This window comes from Streptomyces sp. SID14436, assembly GCF_010548465.1.
Taxonomy (GTDB): Bacteria; Actinomycetota; Actinomycetes; order Streptomycetales; family Streptomycetaceae; genus Streptomyces.
In genome coordinates this window covers 1-22,329 of record NZ_JAAGMD010000050.1, presented here as the reverse complement: position 1 = coordinate 22,329, position 22,329 = coordinate 1, and the positions used below count along the sequence as shown (strand labels likewise).

The following is a 22,329-nucleotide window of genomic DNA, read 5'->3' as shown; positions in this document are numbered from 1 at the left end:
GACGGCGGCCGGTGCCCGGTCGCGCGGGGCGGGCGGCCGGTCCCCTCCGGTGCCCAGCGCGGCCAGCCGGTGGGTCAGTTCGCGGGCGCTGTCCGGGCGCCCGCCGGGCTCCTTGGCCAGCAGGTCGAGGATGAGGCGTTCGAGGTGCTCGGGCAGTTCGGCACGGTGCTCGCGGGGCGGCGGGGGCGGGGTGTCGCGGTGACCGACGAGGATCGCCCACGCGTCGTCCAGGTCGAACGGCGGGACGCCGGTGGCGATCTCGTAGAGCACGCAGCCGAAGGAGTACAGATCGCTGCGCCGGTCGACCTCCGAGCCGCCGATCTGCTCCGGGGACATGTAGTGCGGGGTGCCCATGGCGATGCCGGTGCCGGTCAGCCGTGAGGTGTAGCCGATGTCGTGGCCGAGGCGGGCGATGCCGAAGTCGCAGATCTTCACGGTGCCGTCGTGCAGGCGCACGATGTTGGCGGGCTTCAGGTCACGGTGCACGATGCCCTGGTCGTGGGTGTAGGCGAGGGCCGAGGCGACCTGGTCGGCGATGTCCACCACCTCGTCGACCGGCAGCGGGTGCTGCTTGTTGTCCTCCAGCAGCCGGCTGAGGTCGCGGCCCTGGAGCAGCTCCATCACGAGGTACGGCACGCCGTCGTCCTCGCCGAAGTCGTGCACCACCGTGATGCCCCGGTGCTGGAGCGCCGCGGCCACCCGGGCCTCGCGCCGGAACCGCTCCCGCAGGACCCGGCCGGACGCCTGGTCGTGCTGGGGGCCGATCGGTTTGAGGCACTTCACCGCCACCTGCCGGCCCAGTGACTCGTCCCGCGCCCGCCACACCTCACCCATGCCGCCGCGCCCGATCCGGTCGAGCAGCCGGTACCGGCCGTGGATCAGTCTGGTGTCCCCCATCTCCGCTGCCCCGCCCCCGTCGCTGTCCGCCGCGCCCTCCCCTGGCCCGACCAGTATGGCGACATCTCGTCCGACTTTGTACGGTGCCCGGCCGGTCCGTCCGCCGGCGCCTCCGCAGGACCGGCGTCCGCCCCGTCCGGAGGCGCGGCCGGGTCGGGATCCTCCCGGGCGCCCCGCCCTCGCGCGGGTCGCTCCGGTTCCCGGCCGCCGGCCTCCTGCCACACCTGGGCGAGGACGTCGGGCAGGTCGGGTATCCGCTGGAGGACCAGGAACCGGTCGCCCGGCCCGCCGATGCGCCGGACCAGCCCGGCCAGCTCCTCCGCGGACACACGGACGTGCCGTTCCCGGAGCACCACCGACCAACGCCGTGCCTCCCGCCCGGGACCGAGGCCTAGTCTTCGTGGTCGTCCTCGAGCCTGCGGCGACGTTCCTGTTCACGCTTGGAGTAGGCGGCTGCTCGGATCGCCTCGTCACTCTCCAAGCCTGATCCCAGTGCACCGCCCACGGTGGCGACCGAAGCGACGAACCAGGCGAGCGTCAGGTACTCCGTGAGGTGCAACGGGCTTCGCGTCATGAAGGCGAATACCTGGTCGTTGAGGATGAAAAGCGCCCATATGAGGTTGATGACCAGCAGCCCCGCATAGCAGACGAGCACCCCGATACCCACGGTCACGACCGTCGAGGCGTTGTACAGAGCCGCCCGCTTCCTCGCCTCCGGCGAGATCTCCGCCGTTCGATGCCACAGATGCGCGTCCACGATCAGCCAGCCGATCATGAGCGCGATGGATCCGACCATGGCGATCACGAGACGGGTGGTGCTCAGGGACGCGGCAAGGCTCCAGACGGTGGCGTTCACGGTGGCAATCGCTCCCGTGGCGAGTGCGGCCGCCAGGGCCTTCGACAGGCCCGGCACCAGCCGCCACGGCCGGTTGGCCCGGACCATGCCGCCGAGCACCCTGAGGTAGCCGCGGGGCCCGCCGGTGGTGTACCGGAGATCGGCGGGTTCGTCCTCATCGACCGGGCCCGGACGGACCGGCGCGAGAGGATCGTCGAAGGGGCGCGGCGGAGCGTCCCGCGGACCCGTCAGGCTGAGGACGGCCTCCTCCACTGCCCTCTGGGCCCTCGTCTGCAGCCGCCGGCCCCCAGCGAGGGCAGGGAAAGCAGCGCAAGGCGGTATTCGTGATTCAGATCCACCACAAGCTTGCGTCCGTGCGAGTGCAGCGGAAGGTCGGTGAGGGCCACGACGACGTCCCAGTCCTCCGCGTTCGCGCGTTCCCTGATCCGGCGCATCACGGTGGGCGGGTCCTCGCTCCCTGCGGTGACGGGCTCACTGACCACCCTGACGTCGAACCGTCGCCCCTTGTCCGACTTTCTGGAGAGCCGGTCGGGAAGTCTCCGGGCCATACGCTCAGCGATCTCCGTCGGCGTGTCCGGATCTGCCAGGAGAGCCACGACCGTGACGCCCTGCGACGGCTTCGGCATGGCTGGACCCTTCTCATCGGCTGCCCCACGAAACCGTAAGTGCCCACAGGATGCCCCTGGATCGCCGTCGTCGCCACGTGACGCGTCGGATCCCTGCCGCCGGGTCGCCTCCTGGTCCTGACAGGGCAATGCGGGGTGGGTCGGTTGGGCCCGGCATGCGCAAGTGTTCCCGTGCCCCATCGGTCAAGCTGGGGCTGAAGGACAGGGGGCTGGGAGCCGCCCGGCGCCCGCAGCCGGAGGTTGCCATCATGACCGTGATGTCCATCGCCAGGTTCGAGCGGTTCTTCCGTACGGCCGCAGGGCTGAACGTCGACAAGAACGACCTCAAGCGGTACAGCGACTTCGTCGACGCCAAGCTCTACGATCTGCTGACCGTCGCCCAGGCCACAGCCAAGGCCAATGACCGCGACATCATCCGGACGTGCGACCTGCCGATCACGAAGGGCCTGCAGGAGAGCATCCATCGCTTCCGGGCGATCGACGAGGAAGTGGAACTCAAGCCGATCCTTGAACAGCTCGCCACCCACCCCCCTCTCGACCGCGCACCCGACCAGGACACCGAGGCGGCCTATCCGGACATCATCGGCGGACTCAGCCTCTCCCTCGCCCAGAGCTTCAAGATCCTCCACCCCGACCTGAAGAACCCCCAGACCCAGCACTGGGACGAGGCCCGAGCCGTCTTCGACCTGCTTCTGTAGGACGCCCGGATTGTGGGGGCGCGTCGGCGAGGGGAACATCGAACGCATGGACAAAGACGCGTCCGTCGGGTCGGGGGAGCTGTTGCTGGAGGAACTCGTCAGTGCCGCCCAGCTGGCATCACCCGCGGAACTGCCCGTCGTCCTGAACCGGTACGCAGAGGCCATGGGCCTGGGGAGAGCAGCGATCTACCTGGTCGACATCCAGCAAAGACTGCTCGTGCCGTTCGTCGAGGACGGGCCGGATCTGGACCTCGACACGTCGCTGGCAGGGTGGTCCTACCGCACCAACTCACTGCGAATGGCGGAAACCCCCTCCGGTGAGCTGAACGTCTGGCTGCCCCTGGCCGACGGAGCGGAACGCCTGGGCGTGCTGGAACTGACCATGGGCACCCTGGACGGGCTCAGACTACGGCGCTGCCGGACGGCGGCGTCGCTCCTCGCGCTGATCATCACATCCAAGCGCACCTACAGCGACACCATCGCCCAGCGCATGCGTACCAGGCCGATGCACCTGCACACGGAAATGGTGAGTGCCTTCCTCCCTCCCCGCTCCATCGGCACCGGGCGGGTCGTCTCGACGGCGGCTCTGGAGCCTGCGTACGAACTGGGTGGCGATGCGTTCGACCACGTATTCACCGAGGACCTTCTGCACACCACGATCCTCGACGGCATGGGGCACGATCTGGCGTCCGGACTGGCCACCGCTGTCGCCATGGCAGGCTGCCGCAATGCCCGGCGCAGCGGGGCAGGCCTCAACGAACTCGTGGGCACCGTGGACGATGCGCTGGCGACGTGGCTTCCGGAGCAGTTCTGCACGGGTGTCCTCGCTCAACTGCACATGCCCACAGGTGTGCTGAGATGGTGCAACTGCGGTCATCCCGCTCCGCTGCTCATCCGTCGCCACCGTCTGCTCCCCGAGACATTCGAGCGGCCTCCTGAGCCTCCGTTGGGCCTGCCGGCACGTCTCGCCGAGACCGCCCGTCAGGTGCACGAGGTCGGCCTCGAACCCGGTGACCGCGTACTGCTCTACTCGGACGGCGTGGTCGAGTCCCGCAACGAGGCGGGCGAGGAGTTCGGCCTGGAGCGCTTCACCGACTACATCATCCGGTCGACCGCAGCGGGGCAGAACGCCCCGGAGGTGCTGCGCCTGCTCATCCATGCCGTCCTGGACCACCGGCACAACTCACTCAGCGACGACGCCACGATCCTGATGTTCGAGTGGCAGCCCCCTGATCCGTGACCGGAGGAGCCGGATGGCGCCGGGGCGCCGGCCCCCCTCTTCGCCGGGTCACGGCAGGAGCACGGCGAACGAGTTCGGCACCCGTGATTTGAGGTGCTCCCATTCGCCGGCGCTCACATGAAGCGCCAGAGTCTTCAGGACGGTGCGCACCAGCTTCTCGGCGCCGCCCTCGACGGCGTAGGGGAATTCACTCCGGACCCGTGCCAGGAACTCCTCATTGCTCATCCTCACAGGCGTTTCGGCCGGTTTCCAACCGTCGTAGTAGACGCCCCTGACGATGGTCGGCAGCTGGGCGCCGAACTGCACGGCCGTCTCGACCGGGAGACGGTCCCGGAGCGGGTGCAGCACTGCCCGCAGCGCCGCGTAGGACTGCTTACGCCGTTCCTTGGGCCATCCGAAGGCCTCCTCGACCTCCCTGAGGAGCCGATTGGCCTTGTCCACCATGGTGTCGAACGAGGAGAAACCTGTTTCAACCATTTGTGCGGCCTTTCGTTCCGGGGTGCCTCGGGCTCAGTCCGCGAGGTCGGCCTTGCCGAACAGGACCGCGTAGCTCGAGGGGAGCTGGCTGATGATCTGATTCAGTTCTCCGCCGGTGACGGCGTCGGCAACGGTGGTCAGGACCGCGCTGGCGTCCCACTGCGCCGTACGCGGCCGGGCGTTGGTGCGCTCGGCGACCCGGCGGTGGAATTCTTCGATCCCGAAGCTCTGTGCCCGTTGTGGCGTGGCGTCCTGCAGGAATTGTCCCAGCGGGCCGGGCAGCTGGGACGCCAGGTCCCTGACCTCTCCGGGGCTGATCCGCTGGGCCAGCACTTCGAGCACGGCCTTGGTGACGTCCGCGGCTTCGTCCTGATCCTTGTACTCGCCTCGCTCGCGTACCCGGGCGAGGAATGCGTCGTACTTCATTGCTGCCTCCTTCTGTACGGGTCACTGCTGCTCATGGGGGTCGTCCGGCCCGCTGCCGGACCGGCCGCGTCCGTCCGCCGGCGCATAGCTGCTCTTGCCCACTCCCTTGATCCTGGCCTCCCGCTCGGACTCGCGCAGGGCACGGCGGAATCGTCCCGGGCCCCAGGAGCGGCCGCTCACGGCGTGTTCGAGTTGGTCGCGGCTCGTCGCACCGGATTCCTGGAGTGCCTGGGTGATCTGTTCGACCTCGTCGTCGAGGCGTTGTTCGGCCATGGCGGACGTACGGCTTGCCGTTCCCGCGGTGCCGGCCATCCCCGGTGAATACATCCTGCTGCCCGATCCGGTGCCCGGACGGTAGCGGCGGGCTCCCGTGCGCTCCCGCTCCCGGCGGCGGGCGGTGCGGTCGGCGATCCGCTGTTCCCGTTCGTCGGCGGCCCGCCGATCGCGCTCGGGGCGGCTGCGGTCCCGGGCGTCCTGCGGCGCGGGCTCGTCGCGCCAGGCGGCGTCGGCTTCCTCAGCGGTGAGCGGCCGGGCGATGTTCTCCAGAGACTGTTGCTCGGCCCGGACACCGAAGAAGACCTCGGCCAGCCCGCCCAGCGCCATGGCTGCCGCGCCGACCAGGAATCCGATGGCCACCAGGTCCGCGTCGCCACTGTGGATCAGATGGCCGAACAGCAGCGGGCCGGTGATTCCGCCCACGGCCGTGCCGATCGCGAAGAACAGCGAGATGGACAGGGCCCGGGTCTCCATGGGGAAGACCTCGCTCACCGTCAGGTAGGCGGAGCTCGCTCCCGCGGAGGCCACGAAGAAGGTCAGCGAGACCAGCAGGAAGAACCCCCATGCCGTCAGGGAGCCGCTGACCAGCAGGACGGCGAGGACGGCTGCCACGACGGCCGAGCCGAAGTAGGTGCCCGCGATCATCGGCTTTCTGCCCACGGTGTCGAACAGCCGGCCGAGGAGGAGTGGCCCGAGGAAGTTGGCGATGGCGAAGAGGGCCAGGAAGTAGGGGACCGAGCCGGATCCGATGTCGAAGAAGCCGTTGAGAAGCGTGCCCAGGTCGAAGACGATCGCGTTGTACAGGAACGCCTGTCCGACGAAGAGCGCCAGACCGAGAACGGCGCGACGCGGGTACCGCCGCACCGCCACGCCGGCGATCTCCCTGAACGGGATGACGTCGCGCTGCCGTACGGTCACCGCTTCGCCCGGTTCGGGCAGCTCGCGCTGGGTCTCTCGGCGCACCTCGGCCTCGATCCGGTCGACGATGCGTTCCGCCTCGGCTTCCTTCCCGTGGATGAACAGCCAGCGTGGACTCTCCGGTACATGCCGGCGTACCAGCATGACGCCCAGGCCCAGGAGGCCGCCCAGGCCGAAGGCCAGCCGCCAGCCGAGGTCGGCCGACAGCAGATTCTCGTTGAGAAGCAACACGGCGACCAGGCTGCCGAGCGCCGCACCGATCCAGTAGCTGCCGTTGATGGCCAGATCCGTCTGCCCCCGGTTGCGGGCCGGAATCAGCTCGTCGATGGCCGAGTTGATCGCGGCGTACTCTCCGCCGATGCCCATACCGGTGACGAAGCGGGCGAGGTAGAGGAACCAGGCGTCGTGCGCGAACGCGGTCGCGACGGTGGCGAGGATGTAGATGCCGAGCGTGAGCATGAACAGCTTCTTGCGCCCGTAGCGGTCGGTGAGCCTCCCGAACAGGAGAGCGCCCACGCATGCGCCTGCCACATAGATGGCGGCGGCCGTCCCGATGTCAGCGCTGGTCAGGTTGATGCCGCTGCCCGGCTCGGTCATCCGGGCGGCGACCGCCCCGACGATCGTCACTTCGAGTCCGTCCAGGATCCAGACGGTTCCCAGGCCGATGACGATCCGCCAATGGAACCGGGACCATGGCAGCCGGTCGAGCCGGGCGGGGACCTTGGTGGTGACGACACCGAGGTCGGAGGTGGTGGTCATGCCATGCCTCCTCGTTCAGGGCCATGGTCTGTTCGCTGGGGGACAGAACAGGCCGGAGTGGGCCGGTCCGCCTAAGGTGGTCTTCTGTGCTGCGCTGCCACTTTCTCGGACACCGTTATCGCTTTTCTCATGAGGGCGACACGATGCTCTGGCGTTGCGCGCGGGAGTGCGGAGCGAAGGGAAGCAAGCGGTATCCGACGCCCCAGGACGCGGAGCGTTACGCACGGGCATTCGACCGCGAGGACCTGGCGGACATGGGCCGACGGACACCGCTGGGCCTGCTCCCCCTCCGGCTGCTGCGCACCTGGCGCCTGCGGCGCCGCAAGGAGTCCGGTGGCGGATCTCCACCGCGTGAGGGCTCGTGATGCGGGACGTCCTTCATGACTCATCCCCGATGTCGCGGTTCGGCGGCCCGGCCGCGGTTCCGGACGGGTGTCCGGAACCGCGGCGTTCGCGTCAGCCGTTGCTCCCGGTGCTGTCATTCGTCTCGGTGATCTCGACGTGCCGGGGCTTTGCGACCTCGGCCTTGGGGACGGTGATGGTGAGCACCCCGTCCGACATCCGCGCATTGATCTTTTCCGTGTCGACCTCCCGGGGCAGCCGCAGCCGGTACTCGAAGGCCCCGGTGCGGCGGGTGCTCCGGCGCAGGACGCCCTTGCGTTCCTTCTCCTTGATCTCTCCGGTGACCACCAGCTCCTGTCCGCTCGCCTCGACGTCGATGTCCTTGCTCTTGACGCCGGGGAGTTCGATCTCGACGTGGAAGGCGTCGTCGGACTCCGTGACATCCGCCAGGGGTGTCCACGCGACTGCGGTCGCCGCACCTCCTACCGTGGATTCGATCAGCCCGCTCATCTCGCTGAGCAGCTGGTCGAACTCCGTCAGGGGATTGCGTGCCCAGCCGAGCGGCCTGGCCTGCGTTGCGGCACCTCGGTGGTGCCGGACGGGCGTGGCCATTCCCATCGCCTCCTTCTCCTTCTGGTGATCTCGTCGTCCCCTTGGTGTCAAGCGAGCCAAGCGGACTCCTTCGGACGGGTCTGCGGGGCGGTGTCGGTGTCGCCGGGCTCGACCGTGTGGCCCAGGTAGCGGTGCACGAAGTGGATGCTCATCGCGCCGTCGCCGACCGCGGAGGCCACGCGTTTCACCGAGCCGCTGCGGACGTCGCCGGCGGCGAAGACGCCGGGCAGGGTGGTCTCCAGCGTCAGGCAGTCGCGGCCCTGGCTCTGCCACAGCTCGGGGACCGAGCAGGCCTGAGCGTCCGCGCCGGTGAGCACGAAGCCGCGCGCGTCCAGGGCGAGCGCGCCGGACAGCCACTCGGTGTGCGGGTCGGCGCCGGTGAAGACGAACAGAGCCCGCACCGCGAGGCGGCGGTGCGTGCCCGCACGGTGGTCGACCACGGTGACCGCCTCCAGGACCTTGTCGCCGTGCGCCTCGGTGATCTCGGTCTGCAGGAGCACCCGGACCCGCGGGTGGCGCTCGATCTGATCGATCAGGTAGCGGGACATGTGCTCGTCGAGGCTCGGCCCACGGACGAGCAGGTACACCTGGGGCGCGTACCCGGCCAGGAAGAGCACGGCCTGGCCCGCGGAGTTGCCGCCGCCCACCACCGCCACCGGGTCGGTGCGACACTGCTGGGCCTCATAGACGGTCGCCGAGTAGTGCACGCTCGCGCACTCCAGCGGTTCGATGCCGGGCACGTGGAGGCGACGGTAGCGGGCGCCGGTGGCCAGGACGAGGGTTCGGGCGGTGATCTCGCTGCCGTCGGTGAAGCCGACGGCGTAGTGGCCGTCCCGCCGTTCGAGCCGGGCGGCCTCCGCCGGAATGCTGATCCGGGCGCCGAACTTCTCCGCTTGGAGCACGGCGCGCTCGGTGAGCTCGGCGCCGGAGATGCCGGACGGGAAGCCGAGCAGATTCTCGATGCGGGAGGACGTCCCCGCCTGGCCGCCGGTGGCCAGCGCCTCGACCACGGTCGTTCCGAGGCCTTCCGAGGCGGCGTTCACCGCGGCGGCCAGACCGGCCGGACCGGAGCCGACGATGAGGAGATCGCGGTGGCCGTTGCCCGACGGCAAGGGCGGGAGGCCGATCAACCGGGCCAGTTCGGCGTTGCTCGGATTGCGCAGCAGCGTCGTGTCCCGCCAGATCACCAGCGGCGTCTGTTCCGGACCGACCCCGAAGCGGCGCAGCAGCGCCTCCGCCTCCTGGTCCGTCTCCAGATCGATCCAGCGGTGCGGCAGCCGGTTGCGGGCGGCGAACTCGCGCATCCGCCGGGTGTCGGGCGAGTAGCGTGAGCCGATGATGCGGAAACCGGCGCCCTGCCCGACGAGCAGGGCTCGGCGGCCCAGGCAGGCGCGCAGCACCACATCGCCCAGATCGGAGTCCCGGGTCACCAGGTCACGCAGTTGGTCCATGGACAGGGCCAGGATCTCGCCGGGGTCCCTGACCACGGCGGTGTAGAAGGCCACCTGTCCGTTCAGGAGGCCGAGTTCGCCGATGAAGCGGCCGGGGCCGTGGACACGCAGCAGCCGTTCGCCGGGTGTGCCGTAGTCCTCGAGGATGGCGAGCGCCCCGCTGAGGACGACGTAGAAGGTCTCGCATCGTTCCCCTTCCCGGATCAACACCTCGCCGGCGTCCACCGCACGCCGCCGGCCGCGCTGTGCCAGGCGGGCCAACTGGCCGTCCGAAAGACGCGGGTAGGCACCGTAGATGTCAGGAGTCTCGAAGGGGACGCTTCCCTCCGGCTCGCCCGGCACGGGCGCTGCGCCCGGCCGCGTCTCGTCGCCGGGCATCACACGAACGCCTCGTGGACGAAGCACCACCGCCAGTTCTCGCCGGGCTCCAGTGACGCCGCGATCGGATGGCCGTCGGCGGCGGCGTGACGGCGGGCGTGCCGGTTCGGCGAGGAGTCGCAGCAGCCGACGTGGCCACAGGTCAGGCAGAGCCTGAGGTGGAGCCAGGGGGAACGCGTGGCCAGGCATTCCTCGCATCCCGCGGTGCGCGGGGTCACGGGGCGTACGAGGGCGAGGTGGGGGTCGGTCCGTACGGTCATGGCCGGTCATCCTTTCCCGGCCGGTCCGCGGCCGGCGATCGACTGCTCCACCCATCGCCGCAGGGCAGGGGCAGGTGCGGCCCCCGCCTGCCGGGCGATGGTCTGTCCCTTGTCGAGGATCAGCAGCGTCGGTACCGCCTGGACCTCGAAGCGCTGCGCCAGGCGCGGGTTCTGATCGATGTCGACCTTGACCAGTTTGATCCTTCCCGCGAGATCGGCGGCGACCTTCTCCAGCGCCGGGCTCACCATGCGGCAGGGGCCGCACCAGGTGGCCCACAGGTCGACCACGACAGGAACGGTGGCCTGCTCGACGACCTCGGCGAAGTCGTCGTCACCCGCCTCGGCCGTCCACGGCAGAGGCTGCTTGCAGTTGGCGCATTTGGGGCGGCCCTCGGCGGCCACGGGCACCCGGTTGGTGCGCCCGCAGTGCGGGCAGGTGACGTGGGTGGCTTGCACGGTACTCATGCCGCCCGCGCTCCCTTCTCGTCCTCGGGCGCGTCGTAGGTGACCACCAGCTCTCCGTGCGCGGCGTCGACGCGGACCTTCGCGCCGTCCTGTACGTCGCCGCGCAGCAGGGCGCGCCCGACCAGCGTCTCGACCTCGTGGGAGATGTAGCGCCGCAGCGGCCGCGCCCCGTACACCGGGTCGTAGCCCTGGTGGGCGATCAGCTCCCGTGCCTCGTCGGTGAGTTCGACGGCGATGCGGCGTTCGGCGAGGCGCTGCCTCAGCTCGTCGAACTGCAGCTCCACGATCCGCTCGATCTGCCGCTCACCGAGCGGCTTGAACAGCACGATGTCGTCGACGCGGTTGAGGAACTCCGGGCGGAAGTGCCCGCGCAGTTCGCCCATCACCAGGGCGCGGGCGTCCGGCTTGACCTCACCGTCGGCGGTGGCGCCGTCTAGGAGGTACTGGGAGCCGATGTTGGACGTCATGATGATCACGGTGTTGCGGAAGTCGACCGTACGGCCCTGGGCGTCGGTGATGCGGCCGTCATCGAGGACCTGCAGCAGGGTGTTGAAGACTTCGGTGTGGGCCTTCTCGATCTCGTCGAACAGCACCACCGAGTACGGCTTGCGGCGTACGGCCTCGGTGAGCTGGCCGCCCTCCTCGTAGCCGACGTATCCGGGCGGCGCGCCCATGAGCCGGCTGACGGTGTGCCGCTCCTGGTACTCGCTCATGTCGAGCCGGACCATGTTGTCCTCGGAGTCGAACAGGGCCCGGGCGAGGGTCTTGGCCAGCTCGGTCTTCCCCACGCCGGTGGGGCCGAGGAAGATGAACGAGCCGATCGGGCGGCGCGGGTCGCGGATGCCGGAGCGGGCGCGGATGATGGCGTCGGCGACGAGTTGGACGGCCTCGTCCTGGCCGATGACGCGCTCGCGCAGGATTTCGTCGAGGCGCAGCAGCTTCTCGCGTTCGCCCTCCTTCAGGCGGCTGACGGGGATGCCGGTCCAGGCAGCGACGATGTCGGCGATCTCCTCCTCGGTGACGACCTCGCGGAGCAGCCGTTTCTGCCCCTGCTTCGCGGCGAGTTGCTCCTCCTCGGCCGCCAGCCGGCGTTCCAGGTCCTGGAGGCGGCCGTAGCGGAGTTCGGCGGCGCGGTTGAGGTCGTAGGCGCGTTCTGCCTCCTCCGCCTCGTGGCGGACCTGTTCCAGTTCCTGGCGCAGCCCCTGCACGCGGCGGATCGCCTGCCGTTCCGCCTCCCACTGGGCGTGCTTGGCGTCGGCCTCGCCGCGCAGGTCGGCCAGTTCCCTGCGCAGCTCCTCCAGGCGGGCCTTGCTGGCGGGATCGGTCTCCTTGGACAGTGCCGCCTCCTCGATCTCCAGTCGCGTGACGCGGCGGGTGATCTCGTCGAGTTCGGCGGGCATGGAGTCGATCTCGGTACGCAGCCGGGCGCAGGCCTCGTCGACGAGGTCGATGGCCTTGTCGGGCAGGAACCGGTCGGTGATGTAGCGGTGGCTGAGGGTGGCCGCGGACACCAGCGCGGTGTCCTGGATCTTCACGCCGTGGAAGATCTCCAGGCGTTCGCGCAGTCCGCGCAGGATGGAGATGGTGTCCTCCACGCTCGGCTCTTCGACCAGGACCTGCTGGAAGCGGCGTTCGAGGGCGGCGTCCTTCTCGATGTGCTTGCGGTACTCGTCGAGGGTGGTGGCGCCGATCATGTGGAGTTCGCCGCGGGCGAGCATCGGCTTGAGCATGTTGCCCGCGTCCATGGCTCCTTCGGCGGCGCCGGCGCCCACGACGGTGTGGAGTTCGTCGACGAAGAGCAGGATGTGGCCCTGGGCGGCCTTCACCTCGGACAGCACGGCCTTGAGGCGTTCCTCGAACTCGCCCCGGTACTTCGCCCCGGCCACCAGGGAGCCCATGTCGAGTGCGAACACGGTCTTGTCGCGCAGTCCTTCGGGCACGTCGCCGCGGACGATGCGCTGGGCGAGGCCCTCGACGATGGCGGTCTTGCCGACGCCGGGGTCGCCGATGAGGACGGGGTTGTTCTTGGACTTGCGGCTGAGGATCTGGGTGACGCGACGGATTTCGGCGTCGCGGCCGATGACCGGGTCCAGCTTGCCGTCCCTGGCCTCGGCCACCAGGTCGCGGCCGTACTTCTCCAGGGCCTCGTACGCCACTTCGGGGTTGGCCGAGGTGACGCGCTGGTTACCGCGGATCTGGGTGAGCGCGCTCAGGAACGAGTCCCGGGTGATGCCGTGCTCCTTGAGCAGCCGTCCGGCGGCGGTGGACGAGCCCTCCTCGGCCAGGGCCAGCAGGAGGTGTTCCACGGACACGTACTCGTCCTTGAGGCGTTTGGCCTCCCGCTCGGCCGCGTCCAGCAGCCGGGACAGGCGCTGGGTGACGAACACCTGGCCCGGCGCCGCGCCCGGGCCGGTCACCTTGGGCCGGCGGGAAAGTTCCTCCCGCACGGCCGCGCGGAGTTTTTGGGGCTCCCTGCCCGCCTGCTGCAGCAGCCGCGGGATCAGACCGTCCTCCTGGTCGAGGAGCGCGAGCAGCAGATGCTCACCGTCCACCTCGGTCTGTCCCATGCGGACGGCGGCGGTCTGCGCCTCCTGCAGGGCTTCCTGTGACTTCTGGGTGAGACGGTTCATGTCCATGGCGGTATGTCACTCCTCGTACCGGCGCGGCGCAGTGCGGCTTCGAGCAGGGTGATGCGGTCCAGCAGATCGAGCACCAGACCGATGGATGCGTAGTTGAGACACAGACCGGAGCGCAGTCGCTGGACGCGGGCGAGCACCGCCGGGGCGCTGGAGTCGAACACCAGGCGCCCCGCAGCGTCGCGCTCGGCGTCGACCAGGCCCAGGGCGACGAAGCGGCGGACCAGGTCGGGATGGACTCCGGCGCGGCGGGCCACGGTGTCCAGGGAAAGCCTGGGCACGGGGACGAGCGCGTACCGCACGGCCGTGGAGCCGGCGCCCGTCCGTACGGGAGGCCCGCCCCCGCCGGCCCGGGCGGGCCCGCCACCGGTCACCCCCCATGAGGGTCGGTCGCTCATGACGTCCTCCTGGGATCGTACGAAGAGGTGGCGGCGAGCTCCTCGAACAGCTCGCGCTCCCGGTCGCTCAGCTTGGGCGGCACCATCACGCGGAGTTCGGCGTAGAGGTTGCCGTCGGCACCGCGCGGGTTCGGCATGCCCTCGCCGCGCAGCCGCAGCCGCCGGCCACTGGACGAGCCCGCGGGCACCGTGACCTTGGCCGTGCCGCCGCCGGGGGTGGGCACCGGAACCGTGGCGCCCAGCGCGGCCTCCCAGGGGGTGACCGGAAGCTGCACGTACACGTCCCGGCCGTCCAGCCGGAACCGGGGGTGCGGCTGGATGCGGACCCGCAGATACAGGTCTCCCGCGGCGGCGTCACCACTGCCCCGTCCGCCCTCGCCCGCCAGCCGGATGCGCTGTCCGGCGGTGACGCCGGGCGGTACATCGACCTCGTACCGCCGCGGCTGCCCGGTGGGACCGGCGAGCGTGACGGTGCGGCGGCCGCCCCGGTACGCCTCCTCGACGGTGAGCGGCAGCTCGGCCTCCTGGTCCGCCCCCGGTACACCGCCGCGGGCGGCGCCTGCTCCGAAGAGCGAGCCGAGCAGGTCGTCGATGTCGACGCCCTCCGCTGCGAAGTCGTCGCCGAAGCCGGTGTACCGGACACGAGGGCCGCCCGCACCCGCGGTCCGCCGGGCGCGGAAGCCGCCGCCGGGTCCGGCGCCGGCGCCGACCCGCTCCTCCCAGTCCTCGGGGACCTTCCGGAAGTCCTCGCCGAAGCGGTCGTAGCGGGCCCGGGTCCTGGGGTCCGACAGGACGCTGTACGCCTCGTTGAGGTCCTTGAAGCGCTCCTCCGCCCCCGGGTCCTTGTTGACGTCGGGGTGGTACTTGCGGGCGAGTTTGCGATATGCCTGCTGGATCTCGTCCTGGCTCGCGGTCCGTGACACGCCCAGCACCCGGTAGAAGTCCTGTGCCATGGCCGGTCACTCCCGCTTCGCGACCGTCACGGCGGCGGGGCGGAGCTGGCGTTCGCCGTCCCCGTAGCCCGGGCGCAGCACCTCGACGACCGTGCCCGGTGGGGCGTCGGGGTCGTTGACGACGCCGACCACCTCGTGCCAGGCCGGGTCGAAGGCGACGCCGGTCTCGGCGTGCCGCGGGTAGCCGAGCAGTTCGAGGACGTTCACCGCCTGGTCGCGGACCGCCCGGACGCCCTCGACGATGGCGTCGGGGTCGGATCCGGCATGTGCCAGGGCGAGTTCGAGGTTGTCCAGGACGGGCAGGAAGGCGGCGGCTGTGCGGGACCGCTCGACCGTCCGCTCCCGCTCCAGTTCCCTGGCGTGGCGCTTGCGGAGGTTGTCGAGGTCGGCGAGCGCACGCCGCCAGCGGTCCTCGAGTTCCCTCAGCTCGGCCGTGTGCTGCTCCTCCTCGGAGGGTGCGGAGCCACCGCGGGACGCGTCGGGGCCGGGTCCCTCGTCCGTGTCGGACCCCGGCCCGTCCGGCGGGCCCGAGGGCGGAAGCTCCCCTCCCGGCGAGCGTACGGCGCTCTCCGGAGCCTGGCCGGCCGGGTCCGGCACGGCCGGGTCGGACTCCCTGGGGTGGATCGGCATGACGGTTCCTCAGTCCTTGTCGAACTCGGCATCGATGACGTCGTCGTCCCCGCCGCCGCTCGGGGCGCCGCCGGTGGTGTCCTGGTCGGGACCGCCCGTGGTGGCGCCGCCGTGATGGGCCGCCAGTCCTGAAAGAACCTGCTGGAGTTCGGAGGTCAGCGGCCGCACCCGTTCCACGCCTGCCTCCTCCTTGACTGCCGCCCGGGCATCCGACACCAGCATCTCGGCGCGTGCCTTCTCGTGCGCAGGTGCGGCGTCGCCCAGCTCGGCGAGGCGCTTTTCGACCTGGTACGCCACCGCGTCGAGCTCGTTGCGGGCATCGACGGCCTCGCGCAGAGCCCGGTCCTGGCCCTGGTTGCGCTCGGCCTCCTGCACCATGCGCTCGACCTCACTGCGGTCCAGGTTGGAGCTCTCGGTGATGGTGATGCCCTGCTCCTTGCCGGTGTCCCGGTCCCGGGCCCTGACGTTGAGGATGCCGTTCGCGTCGATGTCGAAGGTGACCTCGATCTGTGGCTCGCCGCGCGGCGCCGGGCGGATGTCGGTGAGCTGGAAGCGGCCGAGCACCCGGTTGTCGGCGGCCAGTTCGCGCTCGCCCTGGAGGACGACGATGTCGACGGCGGGCTGGTTGTCGTCGGCGGTGGAGAAGGTCTCGGTGCGACGCACCGGAATGGTGGTGTTCCGCTCGATGATCTTCGTCATCACGCCGCCGCGCGTCTCCACACCCAGCGACAGGGGCGTGACATCGAGCAGCAGGACGTCCTTGACCTCGCCCTTGAGCACCCCGGCCTGGATCGCAGCGCCCAGGGCCACGACCTCGTCCGGGTTGACGCTCATGTTGGGTTCCTTGCCGCCGGTCAGCCGGCGCACCAGCGCCTGGACGGCGGGGACGCGGGTGGAACCGCCGACGAGGATGACCTCGTCGATGTCGCTCTCGCCCACCTTGGCGTCGGACATGGCCTGCTGCACCGGTCCCAGGCATCGCTCCACCAGGTCACCGGTGATCTGCTCGAAGGTGGACCGCATGACGGAGTCGGTGAGGTGTTTCGGGCCGGAGGCGTCGGCGGTGATGAACGGCAGGCTGACCTGCGTCTGCGTCACCGAACTGAGCTCGGTCTTGGCCTTCTCGGCCGCCTCGAACAAGCGTTGCAGCGCCTGCGGGTCCTTGCGCAGGTCGATGCCGTTCTCCTTCTGGAAGCCGTCCGCGAGGTGATCCACGAGCCGCCGGTCGAAGTCGTCGCCGCCCAGATGGCTGTCACCGGCCGTGGAGCGCACCTCCACGACGCCGTCGCCGACGTCGAGAATGCTCACGTCGAAGGTTCCGCCGCCCAGGTCGAAGACGAGGACGGTCTCGTGCTCCTTCTTGTCCATGCCGTACGCGAGGGCAGCCGCGGTCGGCTCGTTGATGATGCGCAGTACCTCCAGTCCCGCGATCCGTCCGGCGTCCTTGGTGGCGGTGCGCTGAGCGTCGTTGAAGTAGGCGGGTACGGTGATGACCGCCTCCGTGACCCGCTCCCCCAGCTGCTTGGAAGCGTCGTCGGCGAGCTTGCGCAGCACCTGGGCGCTGATCTCCTCCGGCGCGTAGAGCTTGTCGCGCACCTTGAAGCGGGCTGCCCCGCCGTCGCCCTCGACGACGTCGTAGGCCACCGCCCTGGCCTCGTCGGAGATCTCGTCGAAATGCCGGCCGATGAACCGTTTGGCCGAGTAGATGGTGCCCTTGGGGTTGAGGATCGCCTGGCGCCGGGCCAGCTGGCCCACCAGCCGCTCCCCGGTGTCGGTGAAGGCCACCACCGACGGTGTAGTGCGGTTGCCTTCGGTGTTGGGCACGACGGATGACTCGCCGCCCTCCCACACGGCGATCACCGAGTTCGTGGTGCCCAGGTCGATGCCCACTGCCTTGGCCATGAGGAACTCCTCCCGGTGCGGCGACATGCGCCGGCACTGATCGTTCAGGTATGGGCGGGACGCCCGCCGGCACCGGTGGGCCGCAAGCCGCCGAGCAGCCGTACGGCCTCGTCGGCGACCGCTTCGTCCACGACGACGACGTACCGGCTGGGCTCCATCGAGCGAACGGAGGCGAAGTCCCGGCGGCCACGCTGCAGGGCGTACAGCAGCAGGCCGAACAGCGCGCCCACGACCGCCCCGAACACCAGGCCGTAGAGGGCGACGAGCAACGCGGACACGAGGGGGTCCACCCAGTCGACCAAGCCGAAGAGCCAGCCGATCAGCGCGCCGGGAAGCGCCCCGCTGGCCGCACCGTGCAGGGCGGCCCGGCCGTAATCCATCCGCCCGACGACCTGCTCGACGAGGCGGACGTCCTGGCCGATGATGGCCACCCTCTCCACGGGAAACCCCTGGTCCGAGAGGTGTTCGACGGTGCGTTCGGCCTCCTGGTACGTCTCGTACGCGGCAACGGGCCTGCGAGGCTGCTCTGTCATTGCCCAGTCCTTCCTGCCGGTGTGCACAGCGGCACCCGACACGCCCCAGACTCCCGAACCGGGCGGCTCCACGCCTCCACCCGGCAGATCAAAGAACGACGGAGCCCGTCCCCCCGCGAGCACGAAACGAACATTTCGGGCATCGTGGTACTCGCTCCGGGACGTCGTCGAGGAGGGTCAATGTCACCGCTCCAGGCCACAGGGACAGGAGTGATCACATGGCAGGCAGCCGGGTCAGGAACACGTACCGGCGCCGTTCCGACCAGGAAGGCCGTCTTCCGTCGGTCCGTCTGGGACAGCACCCCACGATCTTGCGGAGAAGCTCCCGCCCGCCCCTTTCCGCCCTCGCATACCGCAAGCTGCCGGCACTCTCCCGTGCCCTGTTCGACACCCGGGACGAGAGTGAGATCCTGCGCCTTGCCATGGATCACGTGTCGGCCGTCGGCCCGTACAGGGCTGAGGCCGGATACCTCCGAGGGCACGGCCGGCTGATGTCCGGCCCGCAGGCCGGGCAGGACCGCGCGTCGGCCATCGACCGGGCGGTGCGAGAGCTGACGGGGGGAGACAGCCCGGTGTCCGTTCCCGGCCGGTCACGGGGCCGGGCACTGGCCCTGCAGGGGCCCGGTGGACTGCACGGCTACCTCGTGGTGACCTCTCCCTCCCGGCCCACCCACGCCCAGCACTTCCTGCTCACCACGCTGGTGCGCCTCGCCGCCGCGGCCCTGTCGGTCGCCGTCGCGCACCGCCGCAGGCAGGACGAGGCGCTGGAGCTGCACCGACTGCGACGGGAACGAACAACCCTCCAGCGGCGGCTGATCTCCCAGCTCGTGGAGGGGGGATACCAGCGAGCCGTGCACGAGGCCCTCGCCGGGGTCGCGGCCGCGGGCGGCGGCGAGGAGGCCATCACCGGCGCACTGCATGCGCTCACCGGTCTTCCCGTGCTGGTCGAGGACCGCTTCGGCCGACTGCGCTCCTGGACCGGTCCCGGCCGACCCGACCCCTGTCCGGAACCGGACCCCGCCCGCCATGAGGAGATGCTCCAGGGGGTCGCCAGGAGAGACGGACCGGTGCGGATCAAGGACCGGCTCATCTCCCTGATACGCCCACGCGGTGAGGTGCTCGGGGTGCTGGCCCTGCTCGACCCCGGGGGCGAGGCCGACGAGTACACCGTGTTCGCTCTGGAGCACGCCGCCACATCACTCGCCCTGGAACTGTCGCACCAGCGCCGGCTGGCGGAGGTCGAACTGCGGCTGCGCCGCGAGTTGGTCGACGATCTTCTGGAGGGCACGGACGAGAAGAGCGCCTACGCCCGGTCCGAGGCGTTCGGACACGACCTTCACCGCACCCAGTACGTGATCGCCGTGCAGTGGAGGGGACGGTCCGCGGACGACGCCTTCGCGCGGACCGTGGGCCGGACGGCTTCGGCCGTGGGCATGCCGTCGCTGGTGACTCAGCGCTCCGACCACGTGGTGCTGGTCGCCGAGGGCAGGCCGCACGACCACGCCCTGTACGAGGCGCTCGCCCGGGAGACCGGCACCCGGGACGGGACGATCGGGGTGAGCGCCCGTTGCAACACCCCGGACGGCATCCCCGGCCGGTACCAAGAGGCACTGCGTGCCCTGGAGGTACGCCGCCGGTCCCGACAGCGGTACGGCACGTCGTTCTTCGACGACCTGGGCCTCTACCGAATCCTGGGGCCCGGCAACGAGTACCGGGAGCTGGAGGCGTTCGTTCACGAATGGCTCGGACAGCTCGTCGACTACGACGGCCGGCACCGTACGGCGCTCGTGGAGACCCTGTCCCGGTACTTCGACTGCGGCGGCAACTACGCCGAGACCGCCGCGTCCCTCGCGATCCACCGCAGCACGCTCCGCTACCGGCTCCAGCGCATCCGCGAGCTCAGCGGCCATGACCTCACGAACGTGGAGGAGCGCCTCAACCTGCAGGTGGCGACCCGGGTGTGGAAGATCATGCTGGGCGGACCCGCTTGAGGCCCCCACGGCGATCGGCCCGGCCCGGCTGCCCGGCCGCCGCCCCGCGGGCAGCACGGCTGCACTTCGCCGCGGCGGACGCCTCCTGCGGGGTGAGGGTGCCGTCCTCGACGGCGGCGACCATCCGCCGGCTGAGGAGCCTGAGCGCCTTCAGCCGGGTGTGGGTGCGGGCCAGCAGCCGCGGCGCACCCAGGGCAGGTCGACGACCCGGCGGCCGTCGGTCAGCTTGGCGCGGGCGCGGGCGCGGGCGCCAAGGGCGGGCGCGTGGGCCGGCCGGGACCGCTCCGTGCGGCCCCGGCCGTCAGATCAGGGTGTCGAGGAACTCCGTGCAGGCCCGCGCGCAGTCGCGGCACGCCCGGGCCGTCTTCTCGGCGCCCGGGTGCCCGTCGAAGGCGTGGGCGGCCTCCAGGCACACCTCGCGGCACCACTCCACCTGCGACCGGATGGCCGCCTCGTCCACCTGGTTCTGCTCGGACAGCACACGGCAGGTCGCGTCGCACACCTCCGCGCACATGATGCCCTTGCGCCGTACCAGTTCCTGGTCCTGCGTCCCGTCCGGATCCACCAGGCTCGCCCGCAGCGCGCAGGCCCGGGCGCACTCGGTGCACGCCTGGGCGCAGGCGAAGCGGTCCTCCAGGAACCGGAACAACTCCTGCTGCGAAAATGTCGTCGTCACACAGCGCGGGTTGCCGGGCCCGGTGCGGTCAAACCCGGCGGGGGCGGGACACGGGAGCGTGTTCGTCCGGGACGGCCGGGGGTACCCGCGGCCCATGGTGAACACCGCTTGGATGGAGACGACCGACCTCGCCGCGGGCCGCGGCGCCGTGGGCATCGGGCTGGCCGTGGGCGTCGTGGTGGTGGGTGTGCTGATCGCCGCCTTCGCGCTCGGCAGCCGCCGGGTGCGACGCGGTGACACCGCCCGCCCCCGCCCCGAGGAGCAGCCCCGGATGCCCGAGGGCGGCCCGGTGCGCGAGACCCGGGAACAGCGGGAGCCGAACGAGATGCCGCGCAGCGACCGGCGGCTGACGCCCCATGAGATGGACGGCCGCGGCAACTCCGGTACCCGGACCGGCACGTCGCAGGAGCGGCCGCGCTGGGACGAGGGCAGCAGCGGCGGATTCGGCAGCGGCGGCCCGGGAACCCGCTGACCGGCGACGTCGCCCGGGCCCGACACCGACCGGTGCGACGCGCCCGCCCCACAGCACGCCGTACAGGGAAGTGAGAACCATGGCCGACCCTGCCCACAGCGCCCTGCCGCTGCCGGACTACGACCACCTGCCCCTCGGCGGCCTGGAGAGCCGGGTGCGGTCCCTGAACACCGCCGAGGTCGAGGAACTCCTGGCCTACGAGCGCACGCACGCCGACCGGCTCCCGGTGACGGAACTGCTGTCGGCGCGGCTGGAGCAGCTGCGGGCGGGCGCCGAGCCGACGTCCGGCGACCCGGGCGCGCTGCGCCCCGAGACGGGCGCCGCCCGGGGCGGTTCCCCCGTCACCCCCGCCACCTCGCCGCAGCCCTTCGGGCCGCCGCCGCACGGCACCCCCGACCAGCGGGGCAAGCCCAAGGGCGACCGCACGTAGCGCACCGGCGCGCCCGCCTTTCCCCCGGCCGATCTCCCACGGCCGAGACTTTCACGGGCGGGTCGCGGGCCCTTGATCACCTCCGGGCGGTCAGGGGTCCGCGGCCCGCCCTTTGCATGTCCGGGTGACCGCTCGCCCGACCGAACCGCGTCACCGGGTGACCGGGATCACAGCAGGCGGGTGCATCGTTCCGGGGGGCCACGAGTCTTTGTCTCTTGTGTAAGGGGATTTCCGGACGCGGGGGCGGTGGGGATGGAGCGGTTGGGGGCCGACGGCTTCGACGAGTTCGTGGCTGCCCGCTGGTCGGCGCTGCTCCACGTCGCGCGCCTGCTCACCGGCGGGGACCGGCAACGGGCCGAGGACCTGGTGCAGGAATCGCTGGTGAAGCTGTGGTTCGCCTGGCCCAGGGTCGCCGAGCAGGCACCGGAGGCGTACGTCCGCACGGTCCTGGTGCGGCTGGCGGCCCGGTCCGCCCGGCGCCGCTGGTGGGGCGAGCGCCCGGTGGAGGCGCTGCCCGACCGGCCCCTGCCGGACGACGTGTCGTCGACGGTGGCGGAACGCTCCCGGCTGGAGGCCGCGCTGGCGCTGCTCTCCCCCCGGCAGCGCGCGGCCGTGGTCCTGCGCTACTGCGAGGACCTGCCGGAGGCCCAGGTGGCGCAGGCGCTCGGCTGCCCGGTGGGGACCGCACGGTCCCATGCCTCCCGGGGCGTGGCCCGCCTGCGCAGCATCCTGTCCGACGCCGTCCGGACCGTGGGCTGAGGGGAGAGGCGATGGACGACTTCGAGCGGGAGCTGACGCGCATGATGCGCGACACCCGGCAGCAGACCCCCTTCGCGGACGAGCAGCGGCAGCGGCTGCGGCACGGCATCCGCGCCCGCCGCCGCATGCGGATGCTGTGGCGGGCCGGCGGCTCGGCCCTCGCGGTGACCGGCCTCGGCATCGGGCTGGCCCTGCTGCCCGGCGTCGAGTCCCGGACCCAGCCGGCCGGCCCCGGGCCGCTGCCCGCGACCAGCCCGACACCGCCTCC

The 22,329-nt window shown here is 71.0% G+C and carries 22 protein-coding genes and 3 pseudogenes; 8 read left to right on the top strand and 17 right to left on the bottom strand.

The window, feature by feature from the left end; genetic code table 11:
• Both G3I53_RS01850 and G3I53_RS01845 read right to left on the bottom strand, forming a co-directional pair.
• A partial coding sequence (locus G3I53_RS01850; RefSeq protein WP_164441461.1) for a serine/threonine-protein kinase occupies positions 1-897 on the bottom strand: 897 nt, incomplete at its 3' end.
• Between the two features lie 391 nt (positions 898-1,288).
• Positions 1,289-2,379, bottom strand: a pseudogene (locus G3I53_RS01845) (hypothetical protein).
• A gap of 248 nt (positions 2,380-2,627) precedes the next feature.
• Between G3I53_RS01845 and G3I53_RS01840 the strand changes: the two are divergent.
• Positions 2,628-3,077 carry a DUF1931 family protein gene (locus G3I53_RS01840; protein ID WP_031101397.1) on the top strand — a complete coding sequence of 150 codons (450 nt, stop codon included), beginning with the start codon at positions 2,628-2,630 and terminating at the stop codon, positions 3,075-3,077.
• Positions 3,078-3,123: 46 nt separating this feature from the next.
• Positions 3,124-4,317 (top strand): PP2C family protein-serine/threonine phosphatase, encoded by a 1,194-nt coding sequence (locus tag G3I53_RS01835; RefSeq protein ID WP_031101395.1) that lies wholly within the window; start codon positions 3,124-3,126, stop codon positions 4,315-4,317.
• A 48-nt stretch (positions 4,318-4,365) separates the two neighbouring features.
• Here the strand turns inward: G3I53_RS01835 and G3I53_RS01830 are convergent, their stop codons facing one another.
• Genes G3I53_RS01830 through G3I53_RS01820 form a run of 3 tightly spaced genes read right to left on the bottom strand, consistent with a single transcriptional unit; the run spans position 4,366 to position 7,173 of the window.
• A complete protein-coding gene (locus tag G3I53_RS01830) occupies positions 4,366-4,794 on the bottom strand; it encodes a DUF2267 domain-containing protein (RefSeq protein ID WP_031101392.1) in 429 nt (142 codons plus the stop codon).
• A 33-nt stretch (positions 4,795-4,827) separates the two neighbouring features.
• Complete coding sequence (locus G3I53_RS01825; protein WP_031101390.1) at positions 4,828-5,220, bottom strand: DUF2267 domain-containing protein; 393 nt, start codon at positions 5,218-5,220, stop codon at positions 4,828-4,830.
• Positions 5,221-5,241: 21 nt separating this feature from the next.
• Positions 5,242-7,173 (bottom strand): MFS transporter, encoded by a 1,932-nt coding sequence (locus G3I53_RS01820; protein WP_164338701.1) that lies wholly within the window; start codon positions 7,171-7,173, stop codon positions 5,242-5,244.
• 143 nt (positions 7,174-7,316) lie between these two features.
• Between G3I53_RS01820 and G3I53_RS01815 the strand changes: the two genes are divergently transcribed.
• Positions 7,317-7,538, top strand: a complete 222-nt coding sequence (locus tag G3I53_RS01815; protein ID WP_164338702.1) for a hypothetical protein — start codon at positions 7,317-7,319, stop codon at positions 7,536-7,538.
• Between the two features lie 91 nt (positions 7,539-7,629).
• On the opposite strand, the gene G3I53_RS01810 is transcribed toward G3I53_RS01815, so the two are convergent.
• From G3I53_RS01810 to G3I53_RS01765, 10 genes are read right to left on the bottom strand one after another with little or no spacing between them, the layout of a single operon-like run.
• On the bottom strand, positions 7,630-8,133 hold the full coding sequence (locus tag G3I53_RS01810) for an Hsp20/alpha crystallin family protein (protein WP_164338703.1): 504 nt from the start codon (positions 8,131-8,133) through the stop codon (positions 7,630-7,632).
• 41 nt (positions 8,134-8,174) lie between these two features.
• Entirely contained in the window at positions 8,175-9,956 is a 1,782-nt protein-coding gene (locus G3I53_RS01805) for an FAD-dependent oxidoreductase (RefSeq protein ID WP_164338704.1), read from the bottom strand.
• Positions 9,956-10,216: a UBP-type zinc finger domain-containing protein gene (locus G3I53_RS01800; RefSeq protein ID WP_031101384.1), complete on the bottom strand. Its 261-nt coding sequence runs from the start codon at positions 10,214-10,216 to the stop codon at positions 9,956-9,958. The genes G3I53_RS01805 and G3I53_RS01800 overlap by 1 nt, the downstream gene beginning before the upstream one ends.
• A 6-nt stretch (positions 10,217-10,222) precedes the next feature.
• Positions 10,223-10,681: a thioredoxin gene (gene trxA / locus G3I53_RS01795; RefSeq protein WP_031101383.1), complete on the bottom strand. Its 459-nt coding sequence runs from the start codon at positions 10,679-10,681 to the stop codon at positions 10,223-10,225.
• On the bottom strand, positions 10,678-13,317 hold the full coding sequence (gene clpB / locus G3I53_RS01790) for an ATP-dependent chaperone ClpB (protein WP_164338705.1): 2,640 nt from the start codon (positions 13,315-13,317) through the stop codon (positions 10,678-10,680). The genes trxA and clpB overlap by 4 nt, the downstream gene beginning before the upstream one ends.
• Positions 13,308-13,715 (bottom strand): chaperone modulator CbpM, encoded by a 408-nt coding sequence (locus G3I53_RS01785; protein ID WP_164338706.1) that lies wholly within the window; start codon positions 13,713-13,715, stop codon positions 13,308-13,310. Before G3I53_RS01785 ends, clpB begins: the two co-directional genes overlap by 10 nt.
• Positions 13,712-14,668 carry a J domain-containing protein gene (locus tag G3I53_RS01780; protein ID WP_031101378.1) on the bottom strand — a complete coding sequence of 319 codons (957 nt, stop codon included), beginning with the start codon at positions 14,666-14,668 and terminating at the stop codon, positions 13,712-13,714. Before G3I53_RS01780 ends, G3I53_RS01785 begins: the two co-directional genes overlap by 4 nt.
• 6 nt (positions 14,669-14,674) lie before the next feature.
• On the bottom strand, positions 14,675-15,298 hold the full coding sequence (locus G3I53_RS01775; protein WP_031101377.1) for a nucleotide exchange factor GrpE: 624 nt from the start codon (positions 15,296-15,298) through the stop codon (positions 14,675-14,677).
• Positions 15,299-15,307: 9 nt separating this feature from the next.
• On the bottom strand, positions 15,308-17,200 hold the full coding sequence (gene dnaK, locus G3I53_RS01770; protein WP_031101376.1) for a molecular chaperone DnaK: 1,893 nt from the start codon (positions 17,198-17,200) through the stop codon (positions 15,308-15,310).
• A 44-nt stretch (positions 17,201-17,244) separates the two neighbouring features.
• Entirely contained in the window at positions 17,245-17,733 is a 489-nt protein-coding gene (locus G3I53_RS01765) for a general stress protein (protein WP_164338707.1), read from the bottom strand.
• 218 nt (positions 17,734-17,951) lie between these two features.
• On the opposite strand from G3I53_RS01765, the gene G3I53_RS01760 reads away from it, so the two are divergent.
• Positions 17,952-19,724 carry a helix-turn-helix domain-containing protein gene (locus G3I53_RS01760; protein ID WP_164338708.1) on the top strand — a complete coding sequence of 591 codons (1,773 nt, stop codon included), beginning with the start codon at positions 17,952-17,954 and terminating at the stop codon, positions 19,722-19,724.
• Positions 19,725-19,797: 73 nt separating this feature from the next.
• Here the strand turns inward: G3I53_RS01760 and G3I53_RS01755 are convergent.
• Both G3I53_RS01755 and G3I53_RS01750 read right to left on the bottom strand, forming a co-directional pair.
• Positions 19,798-19,952, bottom strand: a pseudogene (locus G3I53_RS01755) (acyl-CoA dehydrogenase family protein); the annotation flags it as partial.
• 73 nt (positions 19,953-20,025) lie between these two features.
• The gene (locus G3I53_RS01750) at positions 20,026-20,400 is read right to left on the bottom strand and encodes a four-helix bundle copper-binding protein (protein ID WP_031101373.1); all 375 of its coding nucleotides are present in this window, start codon (positions 20,398-20,400) and stop codon (positions 20,026-20,028) included.
• 94 nt (positions 20,401-20,494) lie between these two features.
• Between G3I53_RS01750 and G3I53_RS01745 the strand changes: the two genes are divergently transcribed.
• From G3I53_RS01745 to G3I53_RS01730, 4 genes and pseudogenes are all read left to right on the top strand, one after another.
• Positions 20,495-20,872: a DUF6479 family protein gene (locus G3I53_RS01745; RefSeq protein WP_031101372.1), complete on the top strand. Its 378-nt coding sequence runs from the start codon at positions 20,495-20,497 to the stop codon at positions 20,870-20,872.
• A 79-nt stretch (positions 20,873-20,951) separates the two neighbouring features.
• Positions 20,952-21,302: a hypothetical protein gene (locus tag G3I53_RS01740; RefSeq protein ID WP_164437961.1), complete on the top strand. Its 351-nt coding sequence runs from the start codon at positions 20,952-20,954 to the stop codon at positions 21,300-21,302.
• Positions 21,303-21,554: 252 nt separating this feature from the next.
• Positions 21,555-22,061, top strand: a complete 507-nt coding sequence (locus tag G3I53_RS01735; RefSeq protein WP_031101368.1) for a SigE family RNA polymerase sigma factor — start codon at positions 21,555-21,557, stop codon at positions 22,059-22,061.
• A gap of 11 nt (positions 22,062-22,072) precedes the next feature.
• Positions 22,073-22,329, top strand: a pseudogene (locus G3I53_RS01730) (cellulase); the annotation flags it as partial.

What these genes read in the sequence shown, in the direction of transcription:
- G3I53_RS01840 (WP_031101397.1), top strand. Translation starts at nt 2,628, where the DNA reads ATGACCGTGATGTCCATCGCCAGGTTCGAGCGGTTCTTCCGTACGGCC.
- G3I53_RS01835 (WP_031101395.1), top strand. Translation starts at nt 3,124, where the DNA reads ATGGACAAAGACGCGTCCGTCGGGTCGGGGGAGCTGTTGCTGGAGGAA.
- G3I53_RS01830 (WP_031101392.1), bottom strand. Translation starts at nt 4,794, where the DNA reads ATGGTTGAAACAGGTTTCTCCTCGTTCGACACCATGGTGGACAAGGCC.
- G3I53_RS01825 (WP_031101390.1), bottom strand. Translation starts at nt 5,220, where the DNA reads ATGAAGTACGACGCATTCCTCGCCCGGGTACGCGAGCGAGGCGAGTAC.
- G3I53_RS01820 (WP_164338701.1), bottom strand. Translation starts at nt 7,173, where the DNA reads ATGACCACCACCTCCGACCTCGGTGTCGTCACCACCAAGGTCCCCGCC.
- G3I53_RS01815 (WP_164338702.1), top strand. Translation starts at nt 7,317, where the DNA reads ATGCTCTGGCGTTGCGCGCGGGAGTGCGGAGCGAAGGGAAGCAAGCGG.
- G3I53_RS01810 (WP_164338703.1), bottom strand. Translation starts at nt 8,133, where the DNA reads ATGGGAATGGCCACGCCCGTCCGGCACCACCGAGGTGCCGCAACGCAG.
- G3I53_RS01805 (WP_164338704.1), bottom strand. Translation starts at nt 9,956, where the DNA reads ATGCCCGGCGACGAGACGCGGCCGGGCGCAGCGCCCGTGCCGGGCGAG.
- G3I53_RS01800 (WP_031101384.1), bottom strand. Translation starts at nt 10,216, where the DNA reads ATGACCGTACGGACCGACCCCCACCTCGCCCTCGTACGCCCCGTGACC.
- trxA (WP_031101383.1), bottom strand. Translation starts at nt 10,681, where the DNA reads ATGAGTACCGTGCAAGCCACCCACGTCACCTGCCCGCACTGCGGGCGC.
- clpB (WP_164338705.1), bottom strand. Translation starts at nt 13,317, where the DNA reads ATGGACATGAACCGTCTCACCCAGAAGTCACAGGAAGCCCTGCAGGAG.
- G3I53_RS01785 (WP_164338706.1), bottom strand. Translation starts at nt 13,715, where the DNA reads ATGAGCGACCGACCCTCATGGGGGGTGACCGGTGGCGGGCCCGCCCGG.
- G3I53_RS01780 (WP_031101378.1), bottom strand. Translation starts at nt 14,668, where the DNA reads ATGGCACAGGACTTCTACCGGGTGCTGGGCGTGTCACGGACCGCGAGC.
- G3I53_RS01775 (WP_031101377.1), bottom strand. Translation starts at nt 15,298, where the DNA reads ATGCCGATCCACCCCAGGGAGTCCGACCCGGCCGTGCCGGACCCGGCC.
- dnaK (WP_031101376.1), bottom strand. Translation starts at nt 17,200, where the DNA reads ATGGCCAAGGCAGTGGGCATCGACCTGGGCACCACGAACTCGGTGATC.
- G3I53_RS01765 (WP_164338707.1), bottom strand. Translation starts at nt 17,733, where the DNA reads ATGACAGAGCAGCCTCGCAGGCCCGTTGCCGCGTACGAGACGTACCAG.
- G3I53_RS01760 (WP_164338708.1), top strand. Translation starts at nt 17,952, where the DNA reads ATGGCAGGCAGCCGGGTCAGGAACACGTACCGGCGCCGTTCCGACCAG.
- G3I53_RS01745 (WP_031101372.1), top strand. Translation starts at nt 20,495, where the DNA reads ATGGTGAACACCGCTTGGATGGAGACGACCGACCTCGCCGCGGGCCGC.
- G3I53_RS01740 (WP_164437961.1), top strand. Translation starts at nt 20,952, where the DNA reads ATGGCCGACCCTGCCCACAGCGCCCTGCCGCTGCCGGACTACGACCAC.
- G3I53_RS01735 (WP_031101368.1), top strand. Translation starts at nt 21,555, where the DNA reads ATGGAGCGGTTGGGGGCCGACGGCTTCGACGAGTTCGTGGCTGCCCGC.